Annotated in this window: 26 protein-coding genes; 18 read left to right on the top strand and 8 right to left on the bottom strand. The window is 72.3% G+C overall.

From position 1 onward, the window contains the following. Nucleotides 1-93 precede the first annotated feature (93 nt). Nucleotides 94-1,305 (bottom strand): glutamate-cysteine ligase family protein, encoded by a 1,212-nt coding sequence (locus tag B0I28_RS20030; protein ID WP_106365623.1) that lies wholly within the window; start codon nt 1,303-1,305, stop codon nt 94-96. A 121-nt stretch (nt 1,306-1,426) separates the two neighbouring features. After that, nucleotides 1,427-1,882, bottom strand: a complete 456-nt coding sequence (locus B0I28_RS20025; protein ID WP_106365622.1) for an RrF2 family transcriptional regulator — start codon at nt 1,880-1,882, stop codon at nt 1,427-1,429. A gap of 262 nt (nt 1,883-2,144) precedes the next feature. Here B0I28_RS20025 and B0I28_RS28320 point away from each other — a divergent pair, with 262 nt between their 5' ends. From B0I28_RS28320 to B0I28_RS19945, 16 genes are all read left to right on the top strand, one after another. Next, the gene (locus B0I28_RS28320; protein WP_106365621.1) at nt 2,145-2,699 is read left to right on the top strand and encodes a winged helix-turn-helix domain-containing protein; all 555 of its coding nucleotides are present in this window, start codon (nt 2,145-2,147) and stop codon (nt 2,697-2,699) included. 264 nt (nt 2,700-2,963) lie between these two features. Further along, nucleotides 2,964-3,503 (top strand): NADPH-dependent FMN reductase, encoded by a 540-nt coding sequence (locus B0I28_RS20015; protein WP_181245876.1) that lies wholly within the window; start codon nt 2,964-2,966, stop codon nt 3,501-3,503. Further along, entirely contained in the window at nt 3,500-4,000 is a 501-nt protein-coding gene (locus B0I28_RS20010) for a flavin reductase family protein (protein WP_106365619.1), read from the top strand. The genes B0I28_RS20015 and B0I28_RS20010 overlap by 4 nt, the downstream gene beginning before the upstream one ends. 28 nt (nt 4,001-4,028) lie before the next feature. Further along, nucleotides 4,029-5,093 carry an ABC transporter substrate-binding protein gene (locus B0I28_RS20005; RefSeq protein ID WP_106365618.1) on the top strand — a complete coding sequence of 355 codons (1,065 nt, stop codon included), beginning with the start codon at nt 4,029-4,031 and terminating at the stop codon, nt 5,091-5,093. Continuing rightward, the gene (locus B0I28_RS20000) at nt 5,090-5,956 is read left to right on the top strand and encodes an ABC transporter permease (RefSeq protein ID WP_106365617.1); all 867 of its coding nucleotides are present in this window, start codon (nt 5,090-5,092) and stop codon (nt 5,954-5,956) included. Before B0I28_RS20005 ends, B0I28_RS20000 begins: the two co-directional genes overlap by 4 nt. Then, entirely contained in the window at nt 5,932-6,690 is a 759-nt protein-coding gene (locus B0I28_RS19995) for an ABC transporter ATP-binding protein (protein ID WP_106365616.1), read from the top strand. Before B0I28_RS20000 ends, B0I28_RS19995 begins: the two co-directional genes overlap by 25 nt. Next, nucleotides 6,687-8,051: an LLM class flavin-dependent oxidoreductase gene (locus B0I28_RS19990; RefSeq protein WP_106365615.1), complete on the top strand. Its 1,365-nt coding sequence runs from the start codon at nt 6,687-6,689 to the stop codon at nt 8,049-8,051. The genes B0I28_RS19995 and B0I28_RS19990 overlap by 4 nt, the downstream gene beginning before the upstream one ends. Nucleotides 8,052-8,253: 202 nt before the next feature. Then, on the top strand, nt 8,254-9,354 hold the full coding sequence (locus B0I28_RS19985; RefSeq protein ID WP_106365614.1) for an ABC transporter substrate-binding protein: 1,101 nt from the start codon (nt 8,254-8,256) through the stop codon (nt 9,352-9,354). Further along, nucleotides 9,351-10,142: an ABC transporter ATP-binding protein gene (locus tag B0I28_RS19980; RefSeq protein ID WP_106365613.1), complete on the top strand. Its 792-nt coding sequence runs from the start codon at nt 9,351-9,353 to the stop codon at nt 10,140-10,142. The genes B0I28_RS19985 and B0I28_RS19980 overlap by 4 nt, the downstream gene beginning before the upstream one ends. After that, nucleotides 10,132-11,019 (top strand): ABC transporter permease, encoded by an 888-nt coding sequence (locus B0I28_RS19975; protein WP_106365612.1) that lies wholly within the window; start codon nt 10,132-10,134, stop codon nt 11,017-11,019. The genes B0I28_RS19980 and B0I28_RS19975 overlap by 11 nt, the downstream gene beginning before the upstream one ends. A gap of 100 nt (nt 11,020-11,119) precedes the next feature. Next, on the top strand, nt 11,120-11,908 hold the full coding sequence (locus tag B0I28_RS19970; RefSeq protein WP_219926879.1) for an ABC transporter permease: 789 nt from the start codon (nt 11,120-11,122) through the stop codon (nt 11,906-11,908). Next, complete coding sequence (locus B0I28_RS19965) at nt 11,881-12,615, top strand: ABC transporter ATP-binding protein (RefSeq protein WP_106365610.1); 735 nt, start codon at nt 11,881-11,883, stop codon at nt 12,613-12,615. Before B0I28_RS19970 ends, B0I28_RS19965 begins: the two co-directional genes overlap by 28 nt. A gap of 14 nt (nt 12,616-12,629) precedes the next feature. After that, nucleotides 12,630-14,951 carry an arylsulfatase gene (locus B0I28_RS19960; RefSeq protein ID WP_106365609.1) on the top strand — a complete coding sequence of 774 codons (2,322 nt, stop codon included), beginning with the start codon at nt 12,630-12,632 and terminating at the stop codon, nt 14,949-14,951. A 33-nt stretch (nt 14,952-14,984) separates the two neighbouring features. Continuing rightward, on the top strand, nt 14,985-15,962 hold the full coding sequence (locus B0I28_RS19955) for an ABC transporter substrate-binding protein (protein WP_106365608.1): 978 nt from the start codon (nt 14,985-14,987) through the stop codon (nt 15,960-15,962). 61 nt (nt 15,963-16,023) lie between these two features. After that, complete coding sequence (locus B0I28_RS19950) at nt 16,024-16,713, top strand: hypothetical protein (RefSeq protein WP_146148173.1); 690 nt, start codon at nt 16,024-16,026, stop codon at nt 16,711-16,713. A gap of 112 nt (nt 16,714-16,825) precedes the next feature. After that, on the top strand, nt 16,826-17,554 hold the full coding sequence (locus B0I28_RS19945) for an HAD family hydrolase (RefSeq protein ID WP_106365606.1): 729 nt from the start codon (nt 16,826-16,828) through the stop codon (nt 17,552-17,554). Here the strand turns inward: B0I28_RS19945 and B0I28_RS19940 are convergent. Continuing rightward, nucleotides 17,551-18,153 carry a helix-turn-helix domain-containing protein gene (locus B0I28_RS19940; RefSeq protein ID WP_106365605.1) on the bottom strand — a complete coding sequence of 201 codons (603 nt, stop codon included), beginning with the start codon at nt 18,151-18,153 and terminating at the stop codon, nt 17,551-17,553. The two genes, B0I28_RS19945 and B0I28_RS19940, sit on opposite strands and share 4 nt — an antisense overlap. Nucleotides 18,154-18,234: 81 nt before the next feature. Between B0I28_RS19940 and B0I28_RS19935 the strand changes: the two genes are divergently transcribed. After that, a complete protein-coding gene (locus tag B0I28_RS19935; protein ID WP_245889049.1) occupies nt 18,235-19,179 on the top strand; it encodes an NAD(P)/FAD-dependent oxidoreductase in 945 nt (314 codons plus the stop codon). 38 nt (nt 19,180-19,217) lie between these two features. Here B0I28_RS19935 and B0I28_RS19930 read toward each other — a convergent pair whose 3' ends face one another. From B0I28_RS19930 to B0I28_RS19915, 5 genes are all read right to left on the bottom strand, one after another. Next, a complete protein-coding gene (locus B0I28_RS19930) occupies nt 19,218-19,868 on the bottom strand; it encodes a DUF4241 domain-containing protein (RefSeq protein WP_106365604.1) in 651 nt (216 codons plus the stop codon). 31 nt (nt 19,869-19,899) lie between these two features. Continuing rightward, a complete protein-coding gene (locus B0I28_RS27365; protein ID WP_181245874.1) occupies nt 19,900-20,055 on the bottom strand; it encodes a hypothetical protein in 156 nt (51 codons plus the stop codon). A gap of 91 nt (nt 20,056-20,146) precedes the next feature. Further along, nucleotides 20,147-20,839: a CE1759 family FMN reductase gene (locus tag B0I28_RS19925; protein ID WP_106365603.1), complete on the bottom strand. Its 693-nt coding sequence runs from the start codon at nt 20,837-20,839 to the stop codon at nt 20,147-20,149. Next, complete coding sequence (locus B0I28_RS19920; protein ID WP_106365602.1) at nt 20,836-21,315, bottom strand: MarR family winged helix-turn-helix transcriptional regulator; 480 nt, start codon at nt 21,313-21,315, stop codon at nt 20,836-20,838. Before B0I28_RS19920 ends, B0I28_RS19925 begins: the two co-directional genes overlap by 4 nt. Nucleotides 21,316-21,326: 11 nt before the next feature. Further along, entirely contained in the window at nt 21,327-22,502 is a 1,176-nt protein-coding gene (locus B0I28_RS19915; protein ID WP_106365601.1) for an LLM class flavin-dependent oxidoreductase, read from the bottom strand. Nucleotides 22,503-22,736: 234 nt separating this feature from the next. Here B0I28_RS19915 and B0I28_RS19910 point away from each other — a divergent pair, with 234 nt between their 5' ends. Next, nucleotides 22,737-23,795, top strand: a complete 1,059-nt coding sequence (locus B0I28_RS19910; protein WP_245889047.1) for a patatin-like phospholipase family protein — start codon at nt 22,737-22,739, stop codon at nt 23,793-23,795. The last annotated feature ends 1,872 nt before the right edge of the window (nt 23,796-25,667 follow it).

Here is a 25,667-nt window from a genome sequence, read left to right as displayed (position 1 = left end):
GGAGGTCGCCCCAATACTAGCGGCCGCACCGGAAGCGCTCGGTCCCCCGTTGACCTGCGGGCCTTCGGTGAGGCTTGCGCCACAGTGGTCGAATCACCGCGATCCGGGCACCAGGTCGTCGGCGCGGGTGCGGCCTTGGGCGACATAGGCGTCGGTGAAGGCCCCGACGGCGGCGGCGATGGCCGGGTCGGTCTGGACGGCGAGGGCGGCGGCGAAGCAGGCGCGGGCCGCGGCGGCGATGGCGGGGTCGTGGAGGGCCGCGGTGGCGGCGCGGAGGTAGAGGTCGGCGGAGGCGGCGCCGGCCCAGAGGGGTTCGAGGGCCGCGGCGGCGGCCTCGCTCGCGGCGGGGTCGTCGAGGAGGGCCGCGGCGACGGCGACGGGGACGATCCAGTCGGGGCCGGGCTGGGCGTCGATCATGCGCAGTTCGAGGTAGCGGCCGCGGGGGCGCACGGGCGGGAACAGCGTCGAGAGGTGGAAGTCGAGGTCGTCGCGGGTGGGCGGGCGCAGGTCGGCGGCGCGGAGCCAGTCGCGGAAGGTGAGGCCGCGGGGGACGGTCCAGCGGCCGGGGCCGCGCACGGCCATGACGCGCGCGTCGAGGGCGTACCGGGCCCACGCTTCGCGCGGGTCCCCGGCGGGGACGGGGCGCGAGCGGGTCGGGTCGATCGCGGTCCACACGTGCTGGCGGGTGGAGCGCCACAGGCTCGGCTCGCCGCGGCGCAGCGGGGAGTTCGCGAACGCGGCGACCAGGACCGGGGCGAGGCGGTGGGCGAGGGCCCAGCGGGAGGCGATCTCGGCCTCGGTGCCGGTGTCGAGGCAGACCTGGACGGAGGCGGTGTTCGCCATCATCCACCGCCCGGCGCGCCCGTCCTGGTCGAACAGCTCCTCCATCGCCTGGTAGCGGGCGGAGCGGACCACCCTGCGGGGCAGGCGGACCGGGTCCAGGCCCAGGCCGAGGAGTTCGAGGCCCTCATCGGCGAGCGCCGCGGCGATGCGGGCGCGGTCGGCTTCGAGGTCGCCGAAGCACTCGCGCACGGACGCGGGCCGGGTACTCAGTTCGAGGGCGCCGCCGGGCTCGAAGCTGAGCCGGGTACATCGCGGCAGGGCGTCCCGCACGCCCAGGAGCGCCTTGACGGTCTCGTCGTCGATGCGGCGGCGCCGGTCGGCGGTGCTGGTGAGGTGCCACTCCACCTCCGCACCGACGTGTCCCGGCGGATTCGCCGCGAACCCCTGGGCCGCAGCGTAGGCGAAGGCGTCGTCCTCGGTGAGGGGCGCGGCGGTGCGGTCGCGGAGCGTGGCTTCGGACATGCTGTCCTCCCGGTCTCGGTGGAGGCCGCGGGCCGCCGGGCCCGCGCCGAGTATTCCTATCGGAACAATAGGATATAAGCATGGTACGGCCCGCCGCCCTGCCGCGCAACCGGAAGCGCGGTCAGCGCGGCATCCACGCGTCGTCGGCCGCGGTCAGCTCGGCGATGCGGACAGGGAAGTCCCCTGTGGCCGCCTGCGCGAGCGAGACCTCGTCGAAGACCGAGCGCACCGCCGCGCGCGCGGCGACCCACAGCCGCGGCAGGTTCACCGCGGCCCCTTCGTAACTCGTCTCTTCGGGGCGCCGCCCGCGGACCTCCGAGAGCGGCCCGTCGACCGCGCGCAGCACCTCCCCCACCGAGACGTCGCCGGGGTCGCGGGCGAGCCGGTAGCCGCCCTCGACGCCGCGGACCGAGTCGACGAGGTGGGCCCGGCGCAGGTCGCCGAGGATGACCTCGGCGAACTTGCGCGGCAGGGCCTGCGCGGCCGCGAGCGCGCTGGCGGAGATGGTCCGCGGATGGCCGGTGGCGAGCGTGACGGCGATGCGGACGGCGTACTCGCCTCGTGCGGAGACCTGCATGGCGCGGCTCCCTTCGTGATCTGGGGCAAACCGGAACGTGTACTTGAATCCTACTTGATCGATAGGATATGCTGTCGGAGTGAACCGCACCAGCGAGCCCGCGCGTCAGTGGCCCACCAAGAGGCGCCACATCGACTTCGCGCGTTCGGCATCGGCGCTGTGTCGCCCGGGCCGCGCCGCCGGACCGCACCGCTGACCGCGGGCGGAACCCGCGGCGCCGCCCTCCCCCGGACTCCGATCGAGCACGAACGAAGGCGCCGCCATGACTCCCGTCCAGACCCGCACCCGCCCCCCGGCCCACCGCCGCTCGGGCACCGCCACCATCACCGTCACCGTCGAGATCCCCGCCGACGACCCGAGGCTCGCGAGGCGGCTGACCGCCGCGCTCGGCGTCCTCGCGCAGGGCGGCGGCCGCGTCGCCATTGAAGGGGCGCAACCGGTTCCGGCCGAGCCGACCCCCGAGGCCCCGGCCGCCTCGCCCGCGCTCGTGATCGACGTCCCGGGCCGCGAGGTGACCATCCACGGGGAGGAGGTCGCGCTGACCCGACTGGAGTTCGAGCTCCTCGCGTTCCTCGCCCGCCACCCCGGGATGGTCCACACCAGATCCGAACTGCTCCAGTACGTCTGGGAGACGCCGGACACGGGCCTGCCCGGACGGACCGTGGACGTCCACGTGCGGCGCCTGCGCGCCAAGCTCGCCGAGTTCGACGCGCTCGTCTCGACCGTCCGCGGGGTCGGCTACCGGTTCACCCGCAGCCGCGACGTGGAGTACCGGACCGGGACCGGCTACAACGAGGACCGGGGTCTCACGATCTAAGAACTCCTAGTATTTCTATAGGAATACTGTTAGTGTTGTCGGCATGACGTCCGCCAGCCTCCTGACGCGGCGGCGCGAGATCGACCAGATGCGCGCCGCCAGCGCCCTCTGTCGTCCGCGAATGCGCTAGTCGGGCCCGCGCGCCCCGCGCCGCCCGACTGCGCATCTCTTCGAATCTTCTTCTCCCGGCTCCCATCCCGGTTCTTCACGCGCGCCCTCCTCCGGGCGGCGCCCTCGCACGCTACCCACCGTAAGGACTCCACTGTGACCGACAGCTTCGCCGTGACCGCCGTGGTCGGCAACCCCAAGCGCCTCTCGCGCACCCTCACCACCGCCGAGGCCCTCGCCGCCGCCATCGCGGCCGGGATCGGCACCGAACCGCGCACCGCCTCCACCGACCTCGCCGAGCTCTACCTCGACGGGATCGAGCCGCCGCACGACGGCTTCGAGCACGCCCTGGACCGCATCAAGGCCGCGCCGGTCCTGGTCGTGGGCACGCCCGTCTACAAAGCCTCGTACACGGGCCTGCTGAAACTCTTCCTCGACCAGCTCCCGCCGGGCGCACTGCAAGGGACCGTGGCGGTCCCGGTGACCGTCGCGGCCTCGGCCGAGCACCGGTTCCTCGCCGACCTCCAGCTGCGGCCGGTCCTGGCCGAGCTCGGCGCGAGCCTGCCGGTGCCCTCGCTCACGCTGCGGGAGAAGGAGCTCGGCGACCTCGACGCGCTCATCGCGGCCTGGACCGGCGCGAATCTTCCCGCGCTCGCCGCGGCGGCAGGCCGCGAATCCGCGGGGGTGGCGGCATGAGCACCCAGGTCCAGGCCGGGGTCGAGCCCGGCGTGTTCCGGTCCCTGTTCCGCTCCCACCCCGCCGGGGTGACCGTGGTCTGCGCCGACCCCGGCACCGGCCCGGCCGGGTTCACCGCGACGTCGCTGACGTCGGTGTCGCTCGACCCGCCGCTGGTGTCGTTCGCGATCGCGAACACCTCCTCGGCGTGGCCGGCGGTCCGCGAGTCCGCGAGCCTGACGGTGAACTTCCTGGCCGCCGACCAGCACGCGGTGGCGACCCGCTTCGCCACCAGCGGCATCGACCGGTTCCAGGGCACCGCGTGGTCGCGCCTGGAGACCGGCGAGCCGGTCCTGGCCGACGCCCCCGCGCACCTGCGGGCGGTCGTCACCGACCGCATCGAGGCCGGGGACCACCACATCGTCCTGGCCCTGGTCGTCGACGCCGCCGCGGGCGGCGACCACGACCCGCTGGTCTACCACGCGGGCGGCTACTGCGCCGCCGCTCCCCTCGACTGACCTCCACCTCGTTCCGAAAGGCCTTCCCGTGCAATCCAAGACCACCCGACGAACCCTTCTGGCGGGCGTTCCCGCCGTCGCCGCGCTGGCCCTGACCGCGTGCTCCGAAGAGGACGGCGGGCCCGTGCTCGCCGCCGACGCCGACCTGCCGACCACCGTGCCCGAGGGCACGAAGCTCGTCATCGGCGACCCGTCCCAGCAGGTCGCCTTCGAGCTGTCGGGGCTGGCGTCGCTGCTCACCTTCGACGTGGAGTGGGCGAACATCTCCGGCGGGCCCAAGTCCGCGGAGGCGTTCCGCGCCAAGTCCCTCGACATCTCCTCGGTGGCCGACATCCCGCCGATCCACACCAACTGGACCGGCCTGCCGACGAAGATCGTGGCGGCGGCCGGGCGCATCGACCCGCTCCAGCACCCGATCTACGACCTCGGGATCGCCCCCGGGGTCGACGTGGCGTCCCTGGAGGACCTGGCGGGCAAGCGGATCGCCTACTCCCCCGGGCAGGCCCAGGGCGCGCTCATCCTGCGGGTCCTGGACGCGGCCGGGCTGACGCAGGACGACGTGGAGCTGGTGGAGCTGCCGTCCACGGCCGACACCTACTCGAACGCCCTGGCGGGCGGGGAGGTCGACGTGGCGCCGATCGGCGGCACCCAGGTCAAGTCCTATGTGAACAAGTACGGCTCGGACGGGGCGACGACGATCCCGCACGGGCTGCGCGACGACCCGTGGGTGCTGTACGCGCCCGTGGAGGTCCTGGAGGACGCCGACAAGGCCGCCGCGATCGCCGAGTACGTGCGCCTGTGGGGCGCCGCGAAGCTCTGGACCCGCGCCAACCGCGACGAGTGGATCAACGCCTGGTACGTCGAGCACGAGGGCCTGTCGGTCGAGGACGGCGAGTACCTGCACGACCGCGAGGGCGAGCCGGACTTCCCCGAGAACTGGGACGAGACGATCGCCCGCCACCAGGAGACCATCGAGATCGTGGCCGAGGGCACCGGCAACGAGGTGCTCGACGCCGAGGACCTGTACGACCGGCGCTTCGAGCCGCTCGTGGCCGAGGGCATCGCCGAGTACGGGGACGGCGGCGCGTCATGACCGCCGTGAAGACCGAGGCGAAGGCGGTCGTCCCGCCCGTCGACGACGAGGAGCTGGCCGCCGGGCGGGCCTCGCGGCCCCGCGGCAAGCGCCGCCTCGGGCCGGGCAAGCCGATCCCGCTGGCGTTCCTCATCGGACCGCTCCTGCTGCTGGGCGTGTGGGCCTGGGGCTCGGCGGCCGGGTGGATCGACGACCGCGTCCTGACCGCGCCGTGGACCGTGGTGACGACGGCCTGGGAGCGGTGGGAGTCCGGGAAGCTCGGCCCCGACCTGCTCGTGTCCACGCAGCGGTTCGCGCTGGGCCTGCTGTTCGGGGTCCTCGCCGGACTCGTGCTCGCGCTCGTGTCCGGGCTCAGCCGCTGGGGCGAGGCGATCGTGGACGGGCCCGTGCAGATCAAGCGGTCCATCCCGAACCTCGCGCTGCTGCCGCTCCTGCTGCTGTGGTTCGGCATCGACGAGCGCATGAAGATCATCACGATCGCGCTCGGCGTGCTCATCCCGATCTACATCCACACCCACAACGGACTCAGGTCCATCGACGGCCGCTACGCCGAACTGGCGGAGACCCTGCGGCTCAAGCCGGCCGCGTTCATCGGCCGCGTGGTCCTGCCGGGCGCGCTGCCGGGGTTCCTGCTGGGCATGCGGTTCGCCGTGACCTCGGCGTGGCTGTCCCTGGTGGTGGTCGAGCAGGTCAACGCCACCAGCGGCATCGGGTACATGATGCTGCTGGCCGGGACGTACGGGCAGACCGACGTCATCATCGTCGGCCTGGTCCTGTACGCGCTCCTGGGGCTGGCCTCCGACGCGATCGTCCGACTGATTCAGAGGAGGGCCCTGACATGGCGCCGCACACTGGAGGACTGACCACCGGAGCGGCCGTGCGCATCAGCGGCCTGCACCGGTCCTTCACCGACGACCGGCCGGTCCTGTCCGGACTGGACCTCCAGATCGGGCAGGGCGAGTTCGTGGCCCTGCTCGGCCGGTCGGGGTCGGGGAAGTCGACGCTCCTGCGGGCCCTCGCCGGGCTCGACCAGGACGCGACCGGGACCGGCGACATCGAAGTGCCCGAGCAGGTCTCGGTGGTGTTCCAGGACTCCCGGCTGCTCCCGTGGCAGCGGGTCCTGCGCAACGTCGTGCTGGGCCTGACCGGTCCCGGCGCCGTGCAGCGCGGCAAGGACGCGCTCGCGGAGGTCGGGCTCGCCGGGCGCGAGCGGGCCTGGCCCCGGGAGCTCTCGGGCGGCGAGCAGCAGCGCGTGGCCCTGGCCCGGTCCCTGGTGCGCGAACCCGAACTGCTGCTCGCCGACGAGCCCTTCGGGGCCCTGGACGCGCTGACCCGCATCAAGATGCACGGGCTGCTGCGGGCCCTGTACGAGCGGCACCGGCCCGCGGTCCTGCTCGTGACGCACGACGTGGACGAGGCGATCGTCCTCGCCGACCGCGTGCTCGTGCTCGACCACGGCGTGGTCAAGACCGAGCGGCGCATCGACCTCGACGGCACCCGCGACCCCTCGGACCCGCGCTTCGCGGCCGTCCGCACCGAACTGCTCGCCGCGCTCGGCCTGGCCGGGGGCGTCGAGATCAAGCAGGAGGAATCATGAGCAAGCCGCTGCACCTCAACGCGTTCCTGATGAGCACCGGGCACCACGAGGCGTCCTGGCGCCTGCCGGAGTCCGACCCGTACTCGACCACGTCGATCGCGCACTACGCGAAGCTCGCGCAGACCGCCGAGCGCGGGAAGCTCGACTCGATCTTCTTCGCCGACTCGCCGTCCCTGTGGGGCACCATCGGGCGCCGGCCCTCGGGGTCGCTGGAGCCGACGGTGGTCCTCGCGGCCATCGCTGCGCTGACGACGCACATCGGGCTCATCGCGACCGCGTCCACGACCTACAACGAGCCGTACAACCTCGCGCGGCGCTTCGCCTCGGTCGACCACATCTCCGGGGGCCGGGTCGGCTGGAACATCGTCACCACCGCGACGCTGGACGCGGCGAGGAACTTCAACCTGGACGAGCTGCCTTCGCACGCGGCAAGGTACGCCAGGGCCGAGGAGTTCCTCCAGGTCGCCAAGAAGCTGTGGGACTCATGGGACGACGCCGCGGTCCTCGCCGACAAGGAGGCGGGGCTGTGGGGCGACGACCGGCTGCTGTACCCCGCCGCGCACGAGGGCGAGCACTTCCAGGTCGCCGGGGCGCTCAACGTGCCCAGGTCGCCGCAGGGGCACCCGCTGCTCGTGCAGGCCGGGTCCTCCGAGGACGGGAAGGCGTTCGCCGCCAACCACGCCGAGGCGATCTTCACCGCGTGGCAGACCATCGAGGAGGCGCAGGCGTTCTACGCCGACATCAAGCGCCGCGCCAAGGACGCCGGGAGGGACCCCGACGCGGTCCTGGTGCTCCCGGGGATCGTCCCGGTCCTGGGCTCGACCGAGGCCGAGGCGCGCCTGCTGGAGGAGGAGCTGGACCGGCTCATCGTCCCCGAGTACGCGCTGGGCAACCTCGCCAAGCAGCTCAAGCTCGACCCGTCCGAACTGGACCTCGACAAGGAGCTGCCCGCGGTCCTGCCCACCGAGGACGAGATCGAGGGCGCCAAGAGCCGCTTCACGCTCATCGTGGACCTGGCCCGGCGCGAGCGCCTGACGGTGCGCCAGCTCATCGGGCGCCTCGGCGGCGGGAGGGGGCACCGGACCTTCACCGGGACGCCCGAGCAGGTCGCCGACGCGATCCTCGACTGGGCCGACAACGGCGCCGCCGACGGGTTCAACATCATGCCCGCGGTCCTGCCCTCGGGGCTGGAGGCGTTCGTCGACGAGGTCGTCCCGATCCTGCAGGCGAAGGGCCGCTTCCGCACCGAGTACGAGGCGGAGACCCTGCGCGGCCACTACGGGCTCGCGCGCCCGGCGAACCCGCGGCGCGCCGCCGCGGTCGAGTCGGCCGTGCGCGGCGTCCTCGCCCACGCCCGCTAGGACATACCGGGCCGAACCGTCCCAAGGGCCGGAACGGCCGCGGGACGGCGGGCGTTTGCCGAGCCAGAACGCGTGCGCTCCGCCCACATGACGGGACCGGGGTTGCCTCGGCACTTGAGGCAACCCTAGAATTCCCACTAGATTAGTCTGAATAATCGGACTACTAGGATTACCGTCCTTCACGATACAGAAAGCAATCCCCATGAGCTCTGCAAGCCCGCGCCCCCTCAAGCGCCGCAGCGTCATCGCGGCCGCCGCCGCCCTGCCCGCCGTCACAGCGCTCGCGGCCTGCGGCGGCAACGACGACGACTCCTCCGAGGCCGCGGCCGACGCCGACGCCTCGACCGCCTCGGGCACCATCCGCCTGGGCTACTTCGGGAACGTCACCCACGCCCCCGCCCTCGTCGGCCTCGAAGCCGGCGTCTTCGCCGACACCCTCCCCGAGGCCGTGAAGATCGAGGAGACCGTCTTCAACGCCGGGCCCTCCGCGATCGAGGCGCTCTTCGCCGACGCCATCGACATCTCCTACATCGGACCGAACCCGGCCATCAACGGCTGGGCCCAGTCCAGCGGCCAGGCCCTCCACATCATCGCCGGGTCCACCTCCGGCGGCGCCGGCCTGGTCGTCAAGCCCGAGATCGCCACGGTCGAGGACCTGCGCGGCAAGGCCCTCGCCACCCCGCAGCTGGGCAACACCCAGGACGTCGCGGCCCGCTACTGGCTCAAGGAGCAGGGCTTCGAGACCGACGAGAACGGCGGCGGCGACGTCGCCGTCACCCCCATCGACAACTCCGAGGTCGCCGCCGCGTTCGACGACGGCACCGTCGACGCCGCCTGGGCCGTCGAACCGCGCTACTCCGACCTGCTGCTCAAGCACGGCGCCGTCGAGTTCCTCAACGAGCGCGAGCTGTGGGACGGCGGCGAGTTCGTCACCACCCACATCATCGTCTCCAAGAAGTTCCTCGACGCCCAGCCCGCACTGGTCAAGGCGTTCCTCGAAGGCCACCTCGCGGCTCTCGACTACATCGCCGCCAACCCCGACGACGCCCAGGTCAAGTCCAACGACCGCATCGAGGCCCTCACCGACAAGCGCCTCGACGACGCCGTCATCGCCGCGGCCTTCGAGAACCTCAGCTTCACCGCCGACCCCATCGCCGCCTCGCTCCAGGGCAGCAAGGAGCACGCCGTCGAGATCGGGCTCCTCGACGAGGTCGACCTCACCGGCATCTACGCCCTCGACGCCCTCAACCAGGTGCTCGCCGACCGCGGCGACGCCGAAGTCTCGGCAGGTGACCTGGCATGACCGAGACCCGCACGGCATCGCGGGTCGACGACACCGCCCGGGCCGCAGGCGCCGTCGTGCTGACCGACGTGGTCAAGCGCTACGGCCGCGGCCCGGGCGCCGTCACCGCCCTCGACGGCGTCTCCCTCAGCGTCGAGCCCGGCAGCTTCACCTGCCTGCTCGGCGCCTCCGGCTGCGGCAAGAGCACCCTGCTCTCGCTCGTCGCCGGACTCGACGACCTCTCCGGCGGCTCGATCGACCACGTCGACCAGCCGGTCGCCATGATGTTCCAGGAATCGGCGCTCTTCCCCTGGCTCACCGTCCAGGGCAACGTCGAGATCGCCATGCGCGTGCGCGGCGTCGGTCGGGCTGAACGACGCCGCCGCGCCCTGGAACTGCTGGAGACCGTGCGGCTCACCGGGTTCGCGCACAAGCGACCCCACGAGCTGTCCGGCGGCATGCGCCAGCGCGTCGCGCTCGCGCGGGCCCTCGCGCAGGACGCGTCGGTGCTGCTCATGGACGAGCCGTTCGGCGCGCTCGACGCCATGACCCGCGACCTCCTCCACGACGAGCTGGAGCGGATCTGGCGCGAGCAGGGCCTCACGGTGCTGTTCGTGACGCACAACGTGCGCGAGGCCGTGCGCCTGGGCGACCAGGTGGTGCTGCTGTCCTCGCGGCCCGGCCGGGTGCTCAACGTGTACGACGTGGAGCTGGACCGGCCGCGGCGCATCGACTCCGCTCCGGTGGCGGCGCTGGCCGCCGAGATCACCGACGCGCTCCGCGAGGAGGTGTCGCGCCATGCCAACTGAGACCGTGAAGTCGAAGGTGGAGGACACCTCGCGCGACTGGGCGTCGGGCCTCGACGAGCTGGAGAAGACCCCGATCACCGAGACCAGGTGGGGCCGCTTCGCCTCGCGCCTGTGGGCCGGGACGTGGCCGAAGGCGCTCGCGCTGGTCATCGTCATCGGGTTCTGGCAGATCCTGTTCCTGTCGGGCTGGAAGGACCCGTGGGCGCTCCCGTCGCCTCTGATGGTGTGGGAGGAGCTGGCGGCGTACGTGCCGACGCCGGACTACTGGACGGCCATCGGGATCACCATGCAGCGGGCGCTGACCGGGTTCGCGCTGTCGGTGGCGGTCGGGTCGCTCCTGGGGATCGCGGTGGCGCGGTTCAAGCCGCTGCGCGCGGCCATCGGGTCGGCGATCACGGGCCTCCAGACGATGCCGTCGATCATCTGGTTCCCGCTGGCGATCCTGCTGTTCCAGATCTCGGAGTCGACGATCATGTTCGTGGTGATCCTCGGGGCGGTGCCGTCGATCGCGAACGGGATCATCTCGGGGATCGACTACGTGCCGCCCGCGTGGAAGCGGGTCGGGGCGGTGCTGGGCATGCGCGGCTTCCAGCTGTACCGGCACGTGATCATGCCCGCGACGCTGCCGTCGTTCGTGTCGGGCCTGAAGCAGGGGTGGGCGTTCGCGTGGCGCTCGCTCATGGCCGGGGAGCTCCTGGTGATCGTGGCCGGGCAGGGCTCGATCGGCGCGCTCATGCAGGGCGCGCGGGAGTTCAACGACGCGCCGCGGGTGCTGACGTGGATCGTCACGGTCCTGGTCATCGGCATCATCGTGGACACGCTGTTCCGGGCCGCCGACAACAAGATCCGCCGGTCCTGGGGCCTGGACCAGGAATGACCGAGACCTCCCCCGGAGGGCGCTCCGCACCTGCGTCCTCCGGGGGATCGATCCCTTGGGGCACACGATGACTTCAATTCCCATCAAATCCATCGGACAGATGGATATCAGGGCCGCCCTGGCCCGCCTGCGCCTGGACCGGCTCCGCGTCCTCATCGGGCCGGTCGTGCTGGTGGCGCTGTGGCAGATCGGCTCCGCGACCGGGCTCATCCCCGAGCAGACCCTCGCCGCGCCCTCGACGGTGATCGCCGCCGGCGCCGACCTGGTCGAGACCGGGCGCCTGCAGGAGCACCTGCTGGTGTCCCTCGGCCGGGCGGCGACCGGCCTCGCCCTCGGCGTGGCGATCGGCGCGGCGCTGGCCGTGGTCGCGGGCCTGTTCCGCTTCGGCGAGGACCTCATCGACGGGCCCATGCAGATCCTGCGCGCGATCCCCGCGCTCGCGCTGGTGCCCTTGGCGATCGTGTGGTTCGGCATCGGCGAGGAGGTCAAGGTCTTCCTGGTGGTGTTCGCGACCGCGTTCCCGGTGTACGTGAACACGCACGCGGCGATCCGCGGCCTGGACCCGCGCTTCGCCGAGCTCGCGCGCACCGCCGAACTGGGCCGGATCGGCCTGGTGCGCCACGTGATCCTGCCGGGGGCGCTGCCGGGGTTCTTCACCGGCCTGCGGTTCGCGACCGCGATCTCGTGGCTGGTCCTGGTGGTGTCCGAGCAGATCAACGCCACCAGCGGCATCGGCTTCCTCATGACCCAGGCGCGCAGCTTCGCCCAGACCGACGTCATCGTCGTCGGCCTGGTCGTCTACGGCCTCCTCGGGCTGGTCTCGGACCGGCTCGTCCGCTTCACCGAAGGGAGGGTCCTGCCGTGGCGACGGACCTTCAACGCGCGGTAGCGGCCCCGGCCGCCGTCGCGGTCAGGGCGCTCGACAAGTCCTTCGGGGCGCAGCACGTGCTCCAGGGCGTGGACCTGGACATCGCCCCCGGCGAGTTCACGGCGCTGCTGGGCCGCTCGGGCTCGGGCAAGTCGACGCTCCTGCGCGTCCTCGCCGGGCTCGACACCGAGTACGGCGGTGAGGTCGCGGTGCCCGCGCGGCGGGCCGTGGCCTTCCAGGACGCCCGGCTCCTGCCGTGGAAGCGGGTCCTCGACAACGTGGTGCTCGGCCGCCGCGGCAAGGCCGCGCGGGCGCAGGGGCTGGCGGTCCTTGAGGAGGTCGGCCTGGCGGACAAGGCGAAGGCGTGGCCGCACACGCTCTCGGGCGGGGAGGGCCAGCGCGCGGCGCTCGCGCGGGCCCTGGTGCGCGAACCGGAGCTGCTGCTCCTCGACGAGCCGTTCGGGGCCCTGGACGCGTTGACGCGCTTGAAGATGCACGCGCTGCTGCGGCGCCTGTGGGCCGTCCACCGGCCGTCGGTGCTGCTGGTGACGCACGACGTCGAGGAGGCGATCGCGCTCGCCGACCGGGTCCTGGTGCTCACCGAGGGCCGCATCTCGCTCGACGCGCGCGTGGAGCTGCCCGAGACGGCGCCGCGGCGCTCCCGGGAGTTCGCCGACCTGCGCGACCGGCTCCTCGCGGAGCTGGGCGTCGCCGAATCCGAACGCTGACAGGAGAAGACATCATGACCATCCCCGAGCACGCCCGCGGCTACGAGGGCTTCGGCGGCGAGATCGGGCGCACCGCGGCCGAGTCGACGCCGTGGTGGCCCGAGGAGGCGACGGCGCCCGAGGGCGCCCCGAACATCATCGTGGTGCTGCTGGACGACATGGGCTACAGCGACATCGGGCCGTTCGGGTCCGAGATCGACACGCCGAACCTCGACCGGCTCGCGGCCACGGGGGTGCGGTTGTCGAACTACCACACGACGCCGGTGTGCTCCCCCGCCCGAGCGGCGCTGCTGACCGGCCTGAACCCGCACCGGGCCGGGTACGGGTCCGTCGCGAACTCCGACCCGGGCTTCCCGGGGCTGCGCCTGGAGCTGGCCGACGACGTGCTGAGCCTGCCGGAGGCGCTGCGCGCCAACGGGTACGCGACGTACGCGATCGGCAAGTGGCACCTGGCGCGGGACGCGAACCTCGCGCCGGGGCGCACCAAGGACTCCTGGCCGCTCCAGCGCGGCTTCGACCGCTACTACGGGTCCCTGGAGGGGCTGAACTCGTTCTTCCACCCCAACCAGCTCACGGTGGACAACGACGCGTCCGCGGTGGAGGAGTACCCGGACGGGTACTACCTGACCGACGACCTGACCGACCGGGCCGTGTCGCTCATCAAGGACCTGCGCGCGCACGACGGGTCGAAGCCGTTCTTCCTGTACTTCGCGCACGTGGCGATGCACGGCCCGCACCAGGCGAAGGCCGACGACATCGCGAAGTACCGCGGGAGGTACGGGCACGGGTGGGACGCGGTGCGCAAGGCGCGCTTCGCGAAGCAGCTCGCCGACGGCCTGTTCCCGGAGGGGACGGAGGCCGCGGAGAACACCGTGCCCGGGTTCGACGTGCCCGCGTGGGACTCGCTGGGCGAGGAGGAGCGGGACCGGTACGCGCGCTACATGGAGGTGTACGCGGCGATGGTCGACTCGGTCGACCAGTCGGTGGGCCGGATCCTCGACACCGTGGAGGCGCTCGGGGAGCTGGACAACACGATCGTGGTGTTCACCTCCGACAACGGCGGGACCGCCGAGGGCGGCCCGGTCGGGACCCGCACGTACTTCTCGCAGTTCGTGCACCACCCGGTGCCCGCGGACTGGGAGCGCGACGTGCCGCACGACCCGGAGCTCATCGGCTCGGCGAAGCTCGGCGTGCACTATCCGCGGGGCTGGGCGCAGGCGTCGAACACGCCGTTCCGGTTCTACAAGGGGCAGACGTTCGCGGGCGGGGTGCGGGTGCCGCTCATCGTGTCGTGGCCGGCCGGGCTCGCCCGCGCCGAGGGCGACGACGGGGTGCGGCACCAGTACGGGTACGTCACCGACCTGTTCCCGACCCTGCTGGAGCTGGCGGGGCTGGAGGCGCCGTCGCACCGGGCGGGGCGCGAGGCGCAGGACCGGGACGGGGTGAGCCTGGCCGAGGTGCTGCGCAAGGGCGAGCTGGCGAGCCCGCACACCGAGCAGTACGCCGAGTTCGGCGGGCACCGCGGCTACTACCGGGACGGCTGGAAGCTCGTCACCCTGCACCAGGCGGGGACGCCGTTCGACGACAACGAGTGGGAGCTGTACGACGTCGCCGCGGACCCGACGGAGATCCGCAACGTCGCCGGCGAGCACCCGGACCTGGTGCGGGAGCTGGCGGAGGCATGGGAGGCCGCGGCGTGGCGCAACACGGTGTTCCCGCTCGGGCAGGGGTTCGGCGGGCCGCGGTCGCGGCGACCTTCCCATGCGCACCTTGCCGATCCGGTGCGGATCCTGCCGGGCACGCCGGTCCTGGAGCGGTTCCGGTCGGCGCAGCTGATCCAGTACCGGTCCTTCACCGTGGACGCGGAGCTGGACGGGGACGGCGGCGACGGCGTGCTCGTCGCGCACGGCGACCCGCTGGGCGGGTACGTGCTCTACGTCGAGGACGGGCGCGTCCACTTCGGGTACAACCAGTTCGGGCGCACCGCGGTCGTCGGCGCCGAGATCCCCGCCGGGACGCGCCTGATCCGCCTGACCGCGGCCGCGACGCCGCGGCTGCGCTGGGACTTCACGCTCGCCGTCGGCGACGGGGTGCGCGAGCCGGTGCCGGTGGCGGACCTGCCGGGCCGGTTCCAGCTCGTCGGCATGGCCCCGTGGACCGGGATCTCGGTCGGGCGCGACGCCCGCGGCCCGGTCCTGTGGGACCTGCGCGAGCGGCGCGGCCTGTTCCCGTTCAACGGCGAGCTCACCGCCGTCACCTACACCCCGGGGCCGCTCGCGTTCGGCCCCGAGGAGATCAAGGCGATCCAGCGAGAGGCTGAACTCGCCGCCGACTAGCCCGATCCCCCATCCCCCTGAAAGGCATTTGAGATGACCACCCGCAGAACGATCCTCGGCGCCGCTGCCGCCGCACCGCTCGCCGCGCTCGGCCTGGCCGCGTGCTCCGACGACGACGGCTCCGGCGTCACGCTGCGGGTCGGCGAGCTCGGCGCCGCCCCGGTCACGCAGGAGCTGTTCAAGGCCGCGGGCCTCGACGCCGATCTGCCGTATGCGATCGAGTGGAAGCAGTTCGTCAACGCCGGGCCGGAGTACATCGAGGCCGCGGGCGCGGGCGCCGTCGACGTCGGCTTCACCGCCGACACGCCGCTGATCTTCGCGGCCGCGAACGGCGTCCCGCTCAAGGCCGTCGCCGCGACCACCGTGGACGACCCGGCGACGTCCTTCAACGCGATCCTCGCAGGTGCCGGCACCGGCATTTCGACCGTAGCGGACCTCAAGAGCCGCAAGGTGTCCTTCCAGGAGGGCACGATCACGCAGTACCACGTGGTGAAGGCCCTCGAATCCGTCGGCCTGACGCTCGACGACGTCGAGACCGCGAACCTGCCGGTCGTCGACGCGAACACCGCGCTCGCGAACGGCGAAGTCGACGCGGTCGCGACCCTCGGCATCTACTGGTCCCAGGCCGAGCTCGCCGGGGCGACCCTGGTCGCCACGGGCGCCGACTACTTCCCGAGCATCGGCCTGCTCTCGGCGCGCACCGAGATCATCGAGGACGCGGCCTACACCGACGCCCTCGCCGACTACATCGACCGCTACGGCCGGGCTCAGCAGTGGCGCTACGCGAACCTCGACGCCTGGACCGAGCAGTACGCCGCCCTCACCGGCCTCCCCCTCGACGTCGTCACCGCCACCGAGACCCGCGCCCCCGTCACCCTCGGCCCGGTCACCGACGCGATCATCGCCTCCCAGCAGGACCAGTCCGACGGCTACGCCGCCCTGGGCATCATCGACCCCCTCGACGCCGCCGACCAGTTCGACACCTCCTTCTCCAGCGCCTTCGAGGCATAAGAGACTCCGGCCCCGGGTCCCCGATCAGCTCGCGGGGACCCGGGACCGGCATCATTGCCGCATGCCCCGAACCCCTCGCACCGACCCGGATACCGCCCCGTTCAATGTCCGTCGCGAAGTCGCGATCGCGGTCCTGTTGCCGCTCTTCGCCGTCGCGGTGATGTGCGCCTTCCTCTGGCTCGACCTGTTCAGCGCCGAACCACTCCCGCTGTGGGGCGAGATCCTCGGCGTCGCCGTCGTCGCGGCGCCCGCGGTCGCCGGGGTCGTCCTGTGCTTCCGGGGCCGCGCCCGCCGGAACTGGAAGGCCGCCATGGTGTTTCCCGCCACGATCGTCGCGGCCGCCACCGTGCAGATCTCGGCGTTCAATCAGTTCGCACTCGTACACCACGGGGTCGACGTCGAGTGCACCGTGGCGCATCGGACGGACTACGTCGCGGAGACCGATGAAGGCGATTTGCCGAGGTCCGCCCACGAGTTCAGGTGCGTCGGCTGGGATTCGCCCACGCTGACAACCGACCGCGAGGAGGCCCTCCGGCTCAGCGAGGTCCGCATCGTGGTCTTCGATCCACTCGGCCGGGTCGACCCCGATTTCGGCGACCCGAGCCTGGCCGGTGGCCTGGCGTTCGCGCCCCTGTCATTGCTGTTCTTCGCCGCCGGGGCCTTGTCCCGGCTGTACCTGGTCGACGACGGCTCGCTCAAGGCCGCCGCGGCGGCCAGATTCCGGCGCATGCGCCGCCGCCGTCGCGGGTGAACGGGCCGCGAATGTACGGGGACGGTTGTGTGAGGTGGGGCGTGGGGGTGGGTTCGGGCGGTTCGGGGCGGTTACGGTTGCGGGTGATGCCCGCGCGAACGGAAGGCCGCCCGTGATCTACAACCTCTTCGACTCCGCCGCCGCGTACCGGCCGACCGAGGCCGAGCAGGCCGGGCCGGTGCCGCCGATCGAGGCGGTGCTGTTCGACTTCAGCAACACGATCTTCAAGCTCATCGACATCCCGACGTGGCTGCGGCGGGTCGCCGAGGCGGCCGGGAAGCCGATCGACGCGGCGACGGTCGAGAAGACCGCGGCGCAGCTGTACGAGGCGTACCGGATTCCCGAGGTGGCGGCGGCGCAGGTCGGGCGGGACGAGTCGGCCGGGCAGCACCGGGCGGCGCTGTTCGCGTGGTTCGAGCGGGTCGACTACCTACAGGGAATCGAGGCGACGGCGTACGAGCTGATCGCCGCGCCCGACGCGTGGGTGCCGTACCCGGACACCGAGCCGCTGCTGCGGGAGCTGCGGCGGCGCGGGATCAAGACCGGGATCGTCTCGGACTTCCCGTGGGACGTGGGCGTCCACATGGAGCACTTCGGGCTCGAAGACCTGGTGGACGTGCGGATCGTGTCGTACCAGTTCGGGACCGAGAAGCCCGACCCGGTGCTGTTCCGGGCCGCATGCGAGCGGCTCGGGGTGGACCCGCGGGCGGCGCTCATGGTCGGGGACAACCCGGCGAAGGACGGCGGCGCGGCCGCGTCGGGGCTGCGGGCGTTCATCCTGCCGGGCGAGGCCCGCACCGGTGAGCGGGGCCTCGCGCACGTGCTCGGCTTCCTGGACTAGCCGCTCGGATCGGTCCGGCCCTTGGGCTTGGCGCGCAGGTGGGCCCGCTCGCCCTGGGAGCCGAAGAGGCTCAGGAACTCAACCGACTCCTCCCCCGCGCGGCCGAACCAGTGCGGCGTGCGCGTGTCGAACTCGGCGGCCTCGCCGGGCTTCATCACGAAGTCGTGCTCGCCCAGGACCACCCGCAGCCGCCCGTTGAGGACGTACATCCACTCGTACCCCTCGTGGACCTGCGGGTCCGGCTCGCTCGGCGACCCGGCGGGGATGATGAGCTTGTACGCCTGGATGCCGCCGGGGCGGCGGGTCAGCGGCAGGTGGACCATGCCGTGGCGCACGACCGGGCGCAGGTGGATGCGCGGGTCGCCCGTCGGCGGGGCGTCGACGAGTTCGTCGAGGGTGACGCCGTGGGCTTTCGCCAAGGGCAGCAGCAGTTCCAGGGTGGGCCGCCGCGCCCCGGATTCAAGGCGCGAGAGCGTGCTCACCGAGATGCCCGTCTGCTCGGCGAGGTCGGCGAGGGTGGCCTCGCGCTGCTTGCGGAGGGCGCGCAGGCGCGGGCCGACCGCGTCGAGGGCCTTGTCGAGACTCTGGTCCGGATCCATGCCTCCGAGTTTGCCATACCGGCAAGAATGTTTGCCGGTTTCGCGAGGGCTGTTCTACCGTTCCCGCAGGAGGTGGTCGAAGTGACCGATGAACTGAGGGACCGGTACGACGTCGTGGTGATCGGCGGCGGCGCCGCCGGGCTGAACGGAGCGCTCGTGCTCGCGCGCGCCCGCCGCACCGTGGCCGTGATCGACGCGGGCGAGCCGCGCAACGCCCCCGCCGACGGCGTCCAAGGCCTGCTCGGCCGCGAGGGCACGCCCCCCGGCGAGCTGCTCGCGACAGGGCGCGAGGAGGTCCGCGGCTACGGCGGCCATGTGGTGGACGGGCGCGTTGCGAAGGCGGACAAGGGCGACGACGGGTTCACCGTCGCGCTGGAGGACGGCCGCGAGGTCGCCGCCCGGCGGCTCCTCGTCGCCACCGGCCTCACCGACGCGCTCCCCGACATCCCCGGATTGGCCGAGCGCTGGGGCAAGGACGTCATGCACTGCCCGTACTGCCACGGCTGGGAGCACCGCGACCAGGCCATCGGCGTCATCGGCACCGGCCCGAACGCCGTCCACCAGGCGACCCTGTTCCGCCAGTGGACCGACGACCTCGTGTTCTTCACCCACACCGCGCCCGAGCTGACCGCCGAGGAGCGCGAGCGGTTCACCGCCCGCGGCGTGCGCATCGTCGAAGGCGAGATCGCCGCGATCGAGCCCGAAGGCGCGCGCATGCAGGACGGGACGCTCATCGAACGCCAGGCGTACGCGGTCGCCACTCGCATGGAGGCCCGCGCCGGGTTCCTCGCGGCGCTGGGGCTGGAGCCGGTCGAGCACCCCTCGGGCGCCGGGCAGCACGTTCCCGCCGATCCCATGGGCCGCACCGCGGTCGACGGGGTGTGGGCCGCGGGGAACGTCACCGACCTCATGGCCCAGGTCGGCCCCGCCGCCGTCGCGGGCGCCCAGGCCGGGGCGCTCATCAATTACGACCTCATCGAGGAGGAGACCGCCGAAGCCGTGGCCTTGCACCGCCTCGGCGCCTAGCAACACGGGTCGCGGCGGCCTCCGGGCCGCCGCGACGCCTAATCCGGCAGGACCAGGAAGTCGGTGACGAACCGCGTCACCGCCCCGTCGGCGTCGCGGCCGATGAACGTCGGGTACGCGCCGTCGCCGAAGCCCGAGCCGACCAGGACCACGTTCGCGCCCGTCGCCGGATCGGTCACCGCCGCGGCCAGGCCCGTCACCGGGCCCTCCCAGTCCATCTCGCCGATGAGCTCGTCCTCGGTCCGCTCGAAGTCCCAGTCCTTCAGCGGCCGCACCGCCGCCTCGTCGGCGAGGGCCCCGCACCCGGCGTCGACGCCGTACCCGAAGAACCCGTCCTCGCTCAATCCCGCCACATCGGCGTCCGCGCTCGTCAGCGCCATCTCCCACACCACCGTCGGCGCCCCGCTCACCCGCAGCTCCAGCGCGGCGTTGCGCCGGTCGGTCTCCTTGCCCTCGCGCGAGAACACCGCCACCCACGCGATCAGCGGATACGAACCCGGTTCCACCGCAACGAGGTACGGGGCGTTCTCGGGGAACACGAGGGGGTCGCAGCCGACGATGCGGCCCGTCGGCAGCACCGCCGAGCCGATCTCCATCGGCACGATGCCGCCGGTCGTCCCGTCGTTCCACCCGGCGTCGAACACCGCGCCGGGAGTCAGCAGGACCGCGAAGTCAGGGGCGTACGCCATGGCCCGATCGTAGCGGGCCCGGCAAACGCGCTCACCCCTGTTCGGACTCCGGGCCGTCCTCGGCCAGCGCGAAGTCGCCGCCGGTCGGGTCCTCGGCGACCACCTGCACGGTCTCGATGACCTCCGCGGGGCCCTCGTGCGGGTAGACCACGAACTCGCCGGTGCTGATCATGTCGCGATCGCTCATGAGGGGACCTCCAAAAGGGTTCCCTCCACTGTACTGCGCGCACGCGACGAGGGCCCCGGCGTGAACCGGAGCCCTCTGCTCTTGCGGCCGTTCAGTCCCGGCGCGGCGGCTTCGCCGACCCGCCCGTCGCCAGGCGCATCAGATCGGAGCTCAGGTCGATGTCGAGCTCCGTCCCGCCCGCCGAGCCGTACTCGTGCTGGTAGGACTTCCACGACTCCGAGCGCACCTGCTCGGCGAACCCGGACTCCATGAGCAGCAGAAGCTCGATCGCCGCCCGCCCGATCCGCTCCCCGAGTTCAGCGGCGTTCCAGTCCTCCGTCGCCGCGAACACCGACGTCGGCACCGTCATCGTCCGCAGGTACGCGAACAGCGACCGCATCTGCTCGTCCACGACCAGCGCGTGCCGCGCCGTCCCCGCCGTCGCTGCGAGCACCACCGGCTTGGCGATGAGCAGGTCGTTGTCGAGGACGTGGAAGAACGAGGAGAACAGGCCGCTGGGCGCGGCCTTGTAGACGGGCGCGCTGGCGACGACGCCGTCGGCGCGGCCGAGGACCTCGATCGCGCGGGTCATCTTGGGGCCCATGAGCTGCGAGACGATCGCAGTGGTGATCTCGCTGGCGAGTTCGCGCAGGTCGATCACGTCGACCGTGACGGCGGCGCCGCGCTCGGTCGCGAGCGCGGAGACGCGGGACGCGATCCGGTCGGCGAGCATCCGCGTCGAGGACGGGTCGCTGGTGCCGGCGCTGACGACGGCGAGCCGGTACGGCTCCTTGGGCGTGCTCACAGCACTGCCTCCTTGCTGGTGGTCCGGGTCTGGGCCGGGGCCTGGGCCCCGGCGAGTTTGCGGCCGATCGATTCGAGCTGGCGCATCTCCTCGTCGGTGAGGACGTCGGCGACGGCGCGCGCCACGTCGACGGCGTGGCGGCCGCCGACCCGCCGCTGGGCCTCGCGCCCGGCGGCGGTCAGGCCCAGGCGCAGGCCGCGCCCGTCCTCGGGGTCGGGGGTCCGCTCGACCAGGCCGCGCTCGGCGAGCCGCTCGACCAGCCGCGACAGCGCGGGCTGGCTGAGCAGGACGCCGCGGCCCAGCTCGAACAGGCGGATCGGCCCCTCGTGCTTGGCGAGGGTGTAGAGCACGTCGTACTCGCGCATCGACACCTCGCCCCAGATCGGCTCGGCCGCGAACCGCTTCATGAGCGCCGCGTGGGCGGTCAGCAGCGACTCCCACGAGTCGTTCGCGAGCCTGCTGCGTGAGCGGGTCATCGTCGGGTCCCTTACTCGTCGGCGCCCGCGGGGGCGCTGTCCTGGTAAGGCGAGTCGCCGGTGACGTTGTCGCCGCGGTTGGCGTTCGGGCGCGGCTGGCGGGCCGGGCCGTCGCCGTACTTCGCCTTCACGAGGCTCGCGTGGGTCGGCGCCTCGGCGGACTCGGGGTCCTTGCGGGCCGCGAGCTCCTTGCGCAGCACCGGGACGACCTCGCCGCCGAGCAGTTCGAGCTGGTCGAGGACCATCCCCAGCGGCATCCCGGCATGGTCGATGAGGAACATCTGGCGCTGGTAGTCGCCGAACGCGTCGTGGAAGGTCAGGGTCTTGTCGATGACCTCCTGCGGGCTGCCGACGGTCAGCGGCGTGCCCTGCGTGAACTCCTCCAGGGTCGGGCCGTGGCCGTAGACGGGGGCCTCGTCGAAGTAGGGCCGAAACTCCTTGACGGCGTCCTGGCTGCGCTTCGCGATGTAGGCCTGGCCGCCGACGCCGACGATCGCCTGCTTGCGCGTGCCGTGCCCGTAGTGCTCGAAGCGCTGCCGGTAGAAGTCGATGAGGCGCTTGGAGTGCGAGGTGGGCCAGAAGATGTGGTTGGCGAAGTAGCCGTTGCCGTAGAACGCGGCCTGCTCGGCGATCTCGGGCGTGCGGATCGAGCCGTGCCACACGAACGGCGGCACGTCGTCGAGCGGGCGCGGCGTCGAGGTGAAGCCCTGGAGCGGCGTGCGGAACTGGCCCTCCCAGTCCACGACGTCCTCGCGCCACAGCTTGTGCAGGAGGTTGTAGTTCTCCAGCGCGAGCGGCAGGCCCTGGCGGATGTCCTGCCCGAACCACGGGTAGACCGGCGCGGTGTTGCCGCGGCCGAGCATGAGGTCCATGCGGCCCTTGGACAGGTGCTGGAGCATCGCGTACTCCTCGGCGATGCGCACCGGGTCGTTCGTGGTGATGAGCGTGGTCGCGGTGGTGAGGACGAGCCGCTCGGTGAGCGCCGCGATGTGCGCGAGCAGCGTCGTCGGCGAGGAGGAGAAGAACGGCGGGTTGTGGTGCTCGCCGATCGCGAACGCGTCGAGGCCGACCTCTTCGGCCTTGACCGCGATCTTGACGATCGCGTCGATCCGCTCCGCCTCGCTCGGGGTCTCGCCCGAGACCGGGTCGCGCGTGATGTCACTGACTGAGAAGATCCCGAACTGCATCGGACTGCCTGCTCTCCCCGCCTCCGCGGGATCGAAGTTCATGCGTTTGCATCTACCGTAACGGTGCCCCGGCCCGGCCTATTCCGTCCAGGGCCCCGAGGCGGTCGTCACAGCAGGAAGTCGCCCGCGGTGACGCATGTATGACGGAACGATGCCCGGATGCGTACCCTCAGAAGGACATGCCGCAATCGACCGGATTCGGCCCCGCCGTCCGCCCCACCCCCGGAGGCACCGTTGCAGGACCTGTACTCGCCCGACCGCGACCGCTACTGGAGCGACGACCACCCCGTCCTCGAACTCGTCCGCGCCCGCAAGGCCGCCGGGACCCGCCCCGGCGCCCACGGCGACGGCCACCGCCTCGGCCTCGCCGTCGAAGGCGGCGGCATGCGCGGCGTCGTCTCCGCCGCCATGCTCACCGCCCTCGACGACCTGGGCCTGCGCGACGCGTTCGACGACGTCTACAGCTGCTCCTCCGGCTCGGTCAACGCCGCCTACTTCGCCGGCGGCGAGACCTGGTACCCGCTCACCATCTACTTCGACGACCTCGCCACCAAGCAGTTCGTCGACATGCGCCGCTTCGCCTCCCGCCGCGGCATCCTCAACCTCGACTACGTCTTCGAACAGGTCCTGGAGACCGTCAAACCCCTCGACTACGACCGCATCCTCCAGGCCCCCGCCGGATTCCACGTCGCCGTCACCCTCGTCGACGAACTGCGCACCGAGAGCGTCGCCGACTTCCGCGACAAGGACGACCTCCGCGAAGGCCTGCGCGCCAGCTGCTGGCTCCCCGTCGCCGTCCCCGGCGCCGGGACCTTCCGCGGCCGCCGCGCCGTCGACGGCGGCGTCCTCACCGCCCACCCCTACCTCCTCGCCCTCGCCGACGGCTGCACCCACGTCCTCTCCCTCTCCACCAAGCCGCTGCGCGCCCCCGGCCGCCCCTCCCCCGGCCGCCGCCTCTCCGCGCTCTACATGGAGCGCATCAGGAAAGGCCTCGGCCGCGGCTACCTCGCCAACCTCGACCGCTACCGCACCCAGCGCAGGCAGCTCCAGGAATGGATGACCGACCCCGGCACCGGCCCCTACGTCCTCGACCTCGCGCCCCTCCCGTGGATGCCCGAGGTCCGCCGCCACGAGATGTCCCTGGGAGCGCTCCTGACCGCCGCCCGCCAAGCCCACGCGATCATGCACGCCGCCGTCACCGGCGTCCCTGCCAAACGCCTGCGCGACGGCACCTTCGCGTCCCTCCCCCGCTTCACCACCGTCGACGGAGGCGTCCGTGCCGACGCCGACTGAGACCCTCGCCGCCGCCCTCGACGCCCTCACCGCCGACGGCGACCCGACAGCGGCCGCCGCCCTCGACCGATGGGAACCGCAGGACTGGCGCGAGGCCCTCCTCGACCTCCCCCTCGACGAACACGGCTACTACGACCGCTTCCACCGCCACCAGCGCGCCGAGATCGAACGGCTCTGGACCTGGTGGACCGGCACGCGCGACCATCGGCACACCCCCGAGACCGTCGGCCTCCTCGGGCTCTACCTGCTCACCGTCACCGCCGTCCACTGCTCCGAACGCGCCCGCTTCCACGGCGAGACCACCGTGACCTACACCTGCGGCGACACGCAGGTCACCGCCGCGCACCTCTCGACCGAACTCGTCGCCGACCCGCGCGTCCGCGACGCCCTCAAGACCCTCTACGACCCGGCCGCCACCGGCCCCGCACCGCAGGACACCCTCGACCAATGGGCCCTGATCGACTTCGACACCCTGCGGTTCCACCGCCACGGGACCACCTCGATCATCCTGTACGGCAAGAGCGCCGACCCCAAGAAGAGCCGCAGAACCGAATTCGCCCTCAAATGCATCGTCTACCCCTACCAGCGCCTGCCCGCCATCGCCGACGCCACCCGCACCTACGCCGACCGCTTCGACACGTTCATCCCCGACGACGCCCCGCTCGTCGTCGTCTGGGCCAGCCACGACAACTGGATCCTCCAGGACTTCCTCACCGGGCAGACCCTCGCCGAACGCCTCCGCACCCGCCCCCGCACCGAGCCCCGGCCCCGCAAGACCGCCATCCGCCCGATCGACATCGCCGAACTCGACCTGCTCGGCAACGCGCTCCTGTACGCGCTGGCGGACCTGGTCCGGCTCGGATATCGCCACGAGGACCTGTCGCCGTCCAACATCATCGTCCAGGACTTCGGCAGCACCGCCCGCATGCGCTTCATCGACCTGGGGGTCAACCACCTCCACACCCGGACCCTGCCGGGCGAGTCCTACGGCGAGGCCGTCTACGTGGCCCCCGAGGTCCGCAAGGGCGGGCACGGCGACGACCAGGCGGACCTGTACTCGCTCGGGCGGCTGCTGCTGGCGATCAGCGGCTCCGGGCTGGGCCCCGACGGCAGCCTCCCCGACCACACCTACGTGCTCTCCACGGGCATGGCCCGCCTGCTCGAAGACCTCGTCGACGCCGACCCGGACCGCCGGCTGCTCGTGACGCCGATCGAGCCCCCCGAAGCGCCCGAATCCGCGCAGGGCCGCAACCGGATCGACCAGATCCGCGAGCTGTTCCAGCGCGAGATGGAGGTCATCCGCGAAGCCGCCCGCCTCGAACCCGAGGGGGCGATGGAGCGGCTCAAGGACCTCCTGCCGGGATCGGGCACGGTGTCCCGCCAGGGCCGGATCATGCGGGTGCGCCAGCGGCAGGCCGCGGCGATGCGCGACCAGGGCCGGACCGCCGACGTGTCGCGGCTGCGGCAGGCCCAGCGGCTGCGCCGATGGGCGTGGGGGGCCGCGTTCCTCCTGTGGGGGACGGCTGCACTGGTCGCGACCTGGTGGCTGGAGGACCTCGGCATCGGCTGGCAGGCGAAGTGGATCGAGGTCGTCAACATCGCCCTCGCCGAGGCCGGATCGGACTTCGACTTCTTCGCGGCGATGCGGATGGACGGGTACGTCGTGCCCGACCCGTGGGGGAACCTCCCCGCACGGCTCGTCGGCTTCTCGTTCGCCCTGGTGAACGCCCGGCTCTATCTGAACCTGTTCGCGGAGATCTCGCCGCTGTCGTCGCTGCCGCGGCGCGGCAGGCAGCGGTTCCTCACGTACGCGACCGAGTTCGGGCTCCGGTCGATGGCGGTCCTGCCTTCCCTGTGCGTGATCCTGCCGAC

The sequence above is a fragment of the Glycomyces artemisiae genome (assembly GCF_003002955.1).
Taxonomy (GTDB): domain Bacteria; phylum Actinomycetota; class Actinomycetes; order Mycobacteriales; family Micromonosporaceae; genus Glycomyces; species Glycomyces artemisiae.
The sequence above is the reverse complement of the archived record's forward strand: the minus strand, read 5'-3'. Positions and strand labels throughout refer to the sequence as shown.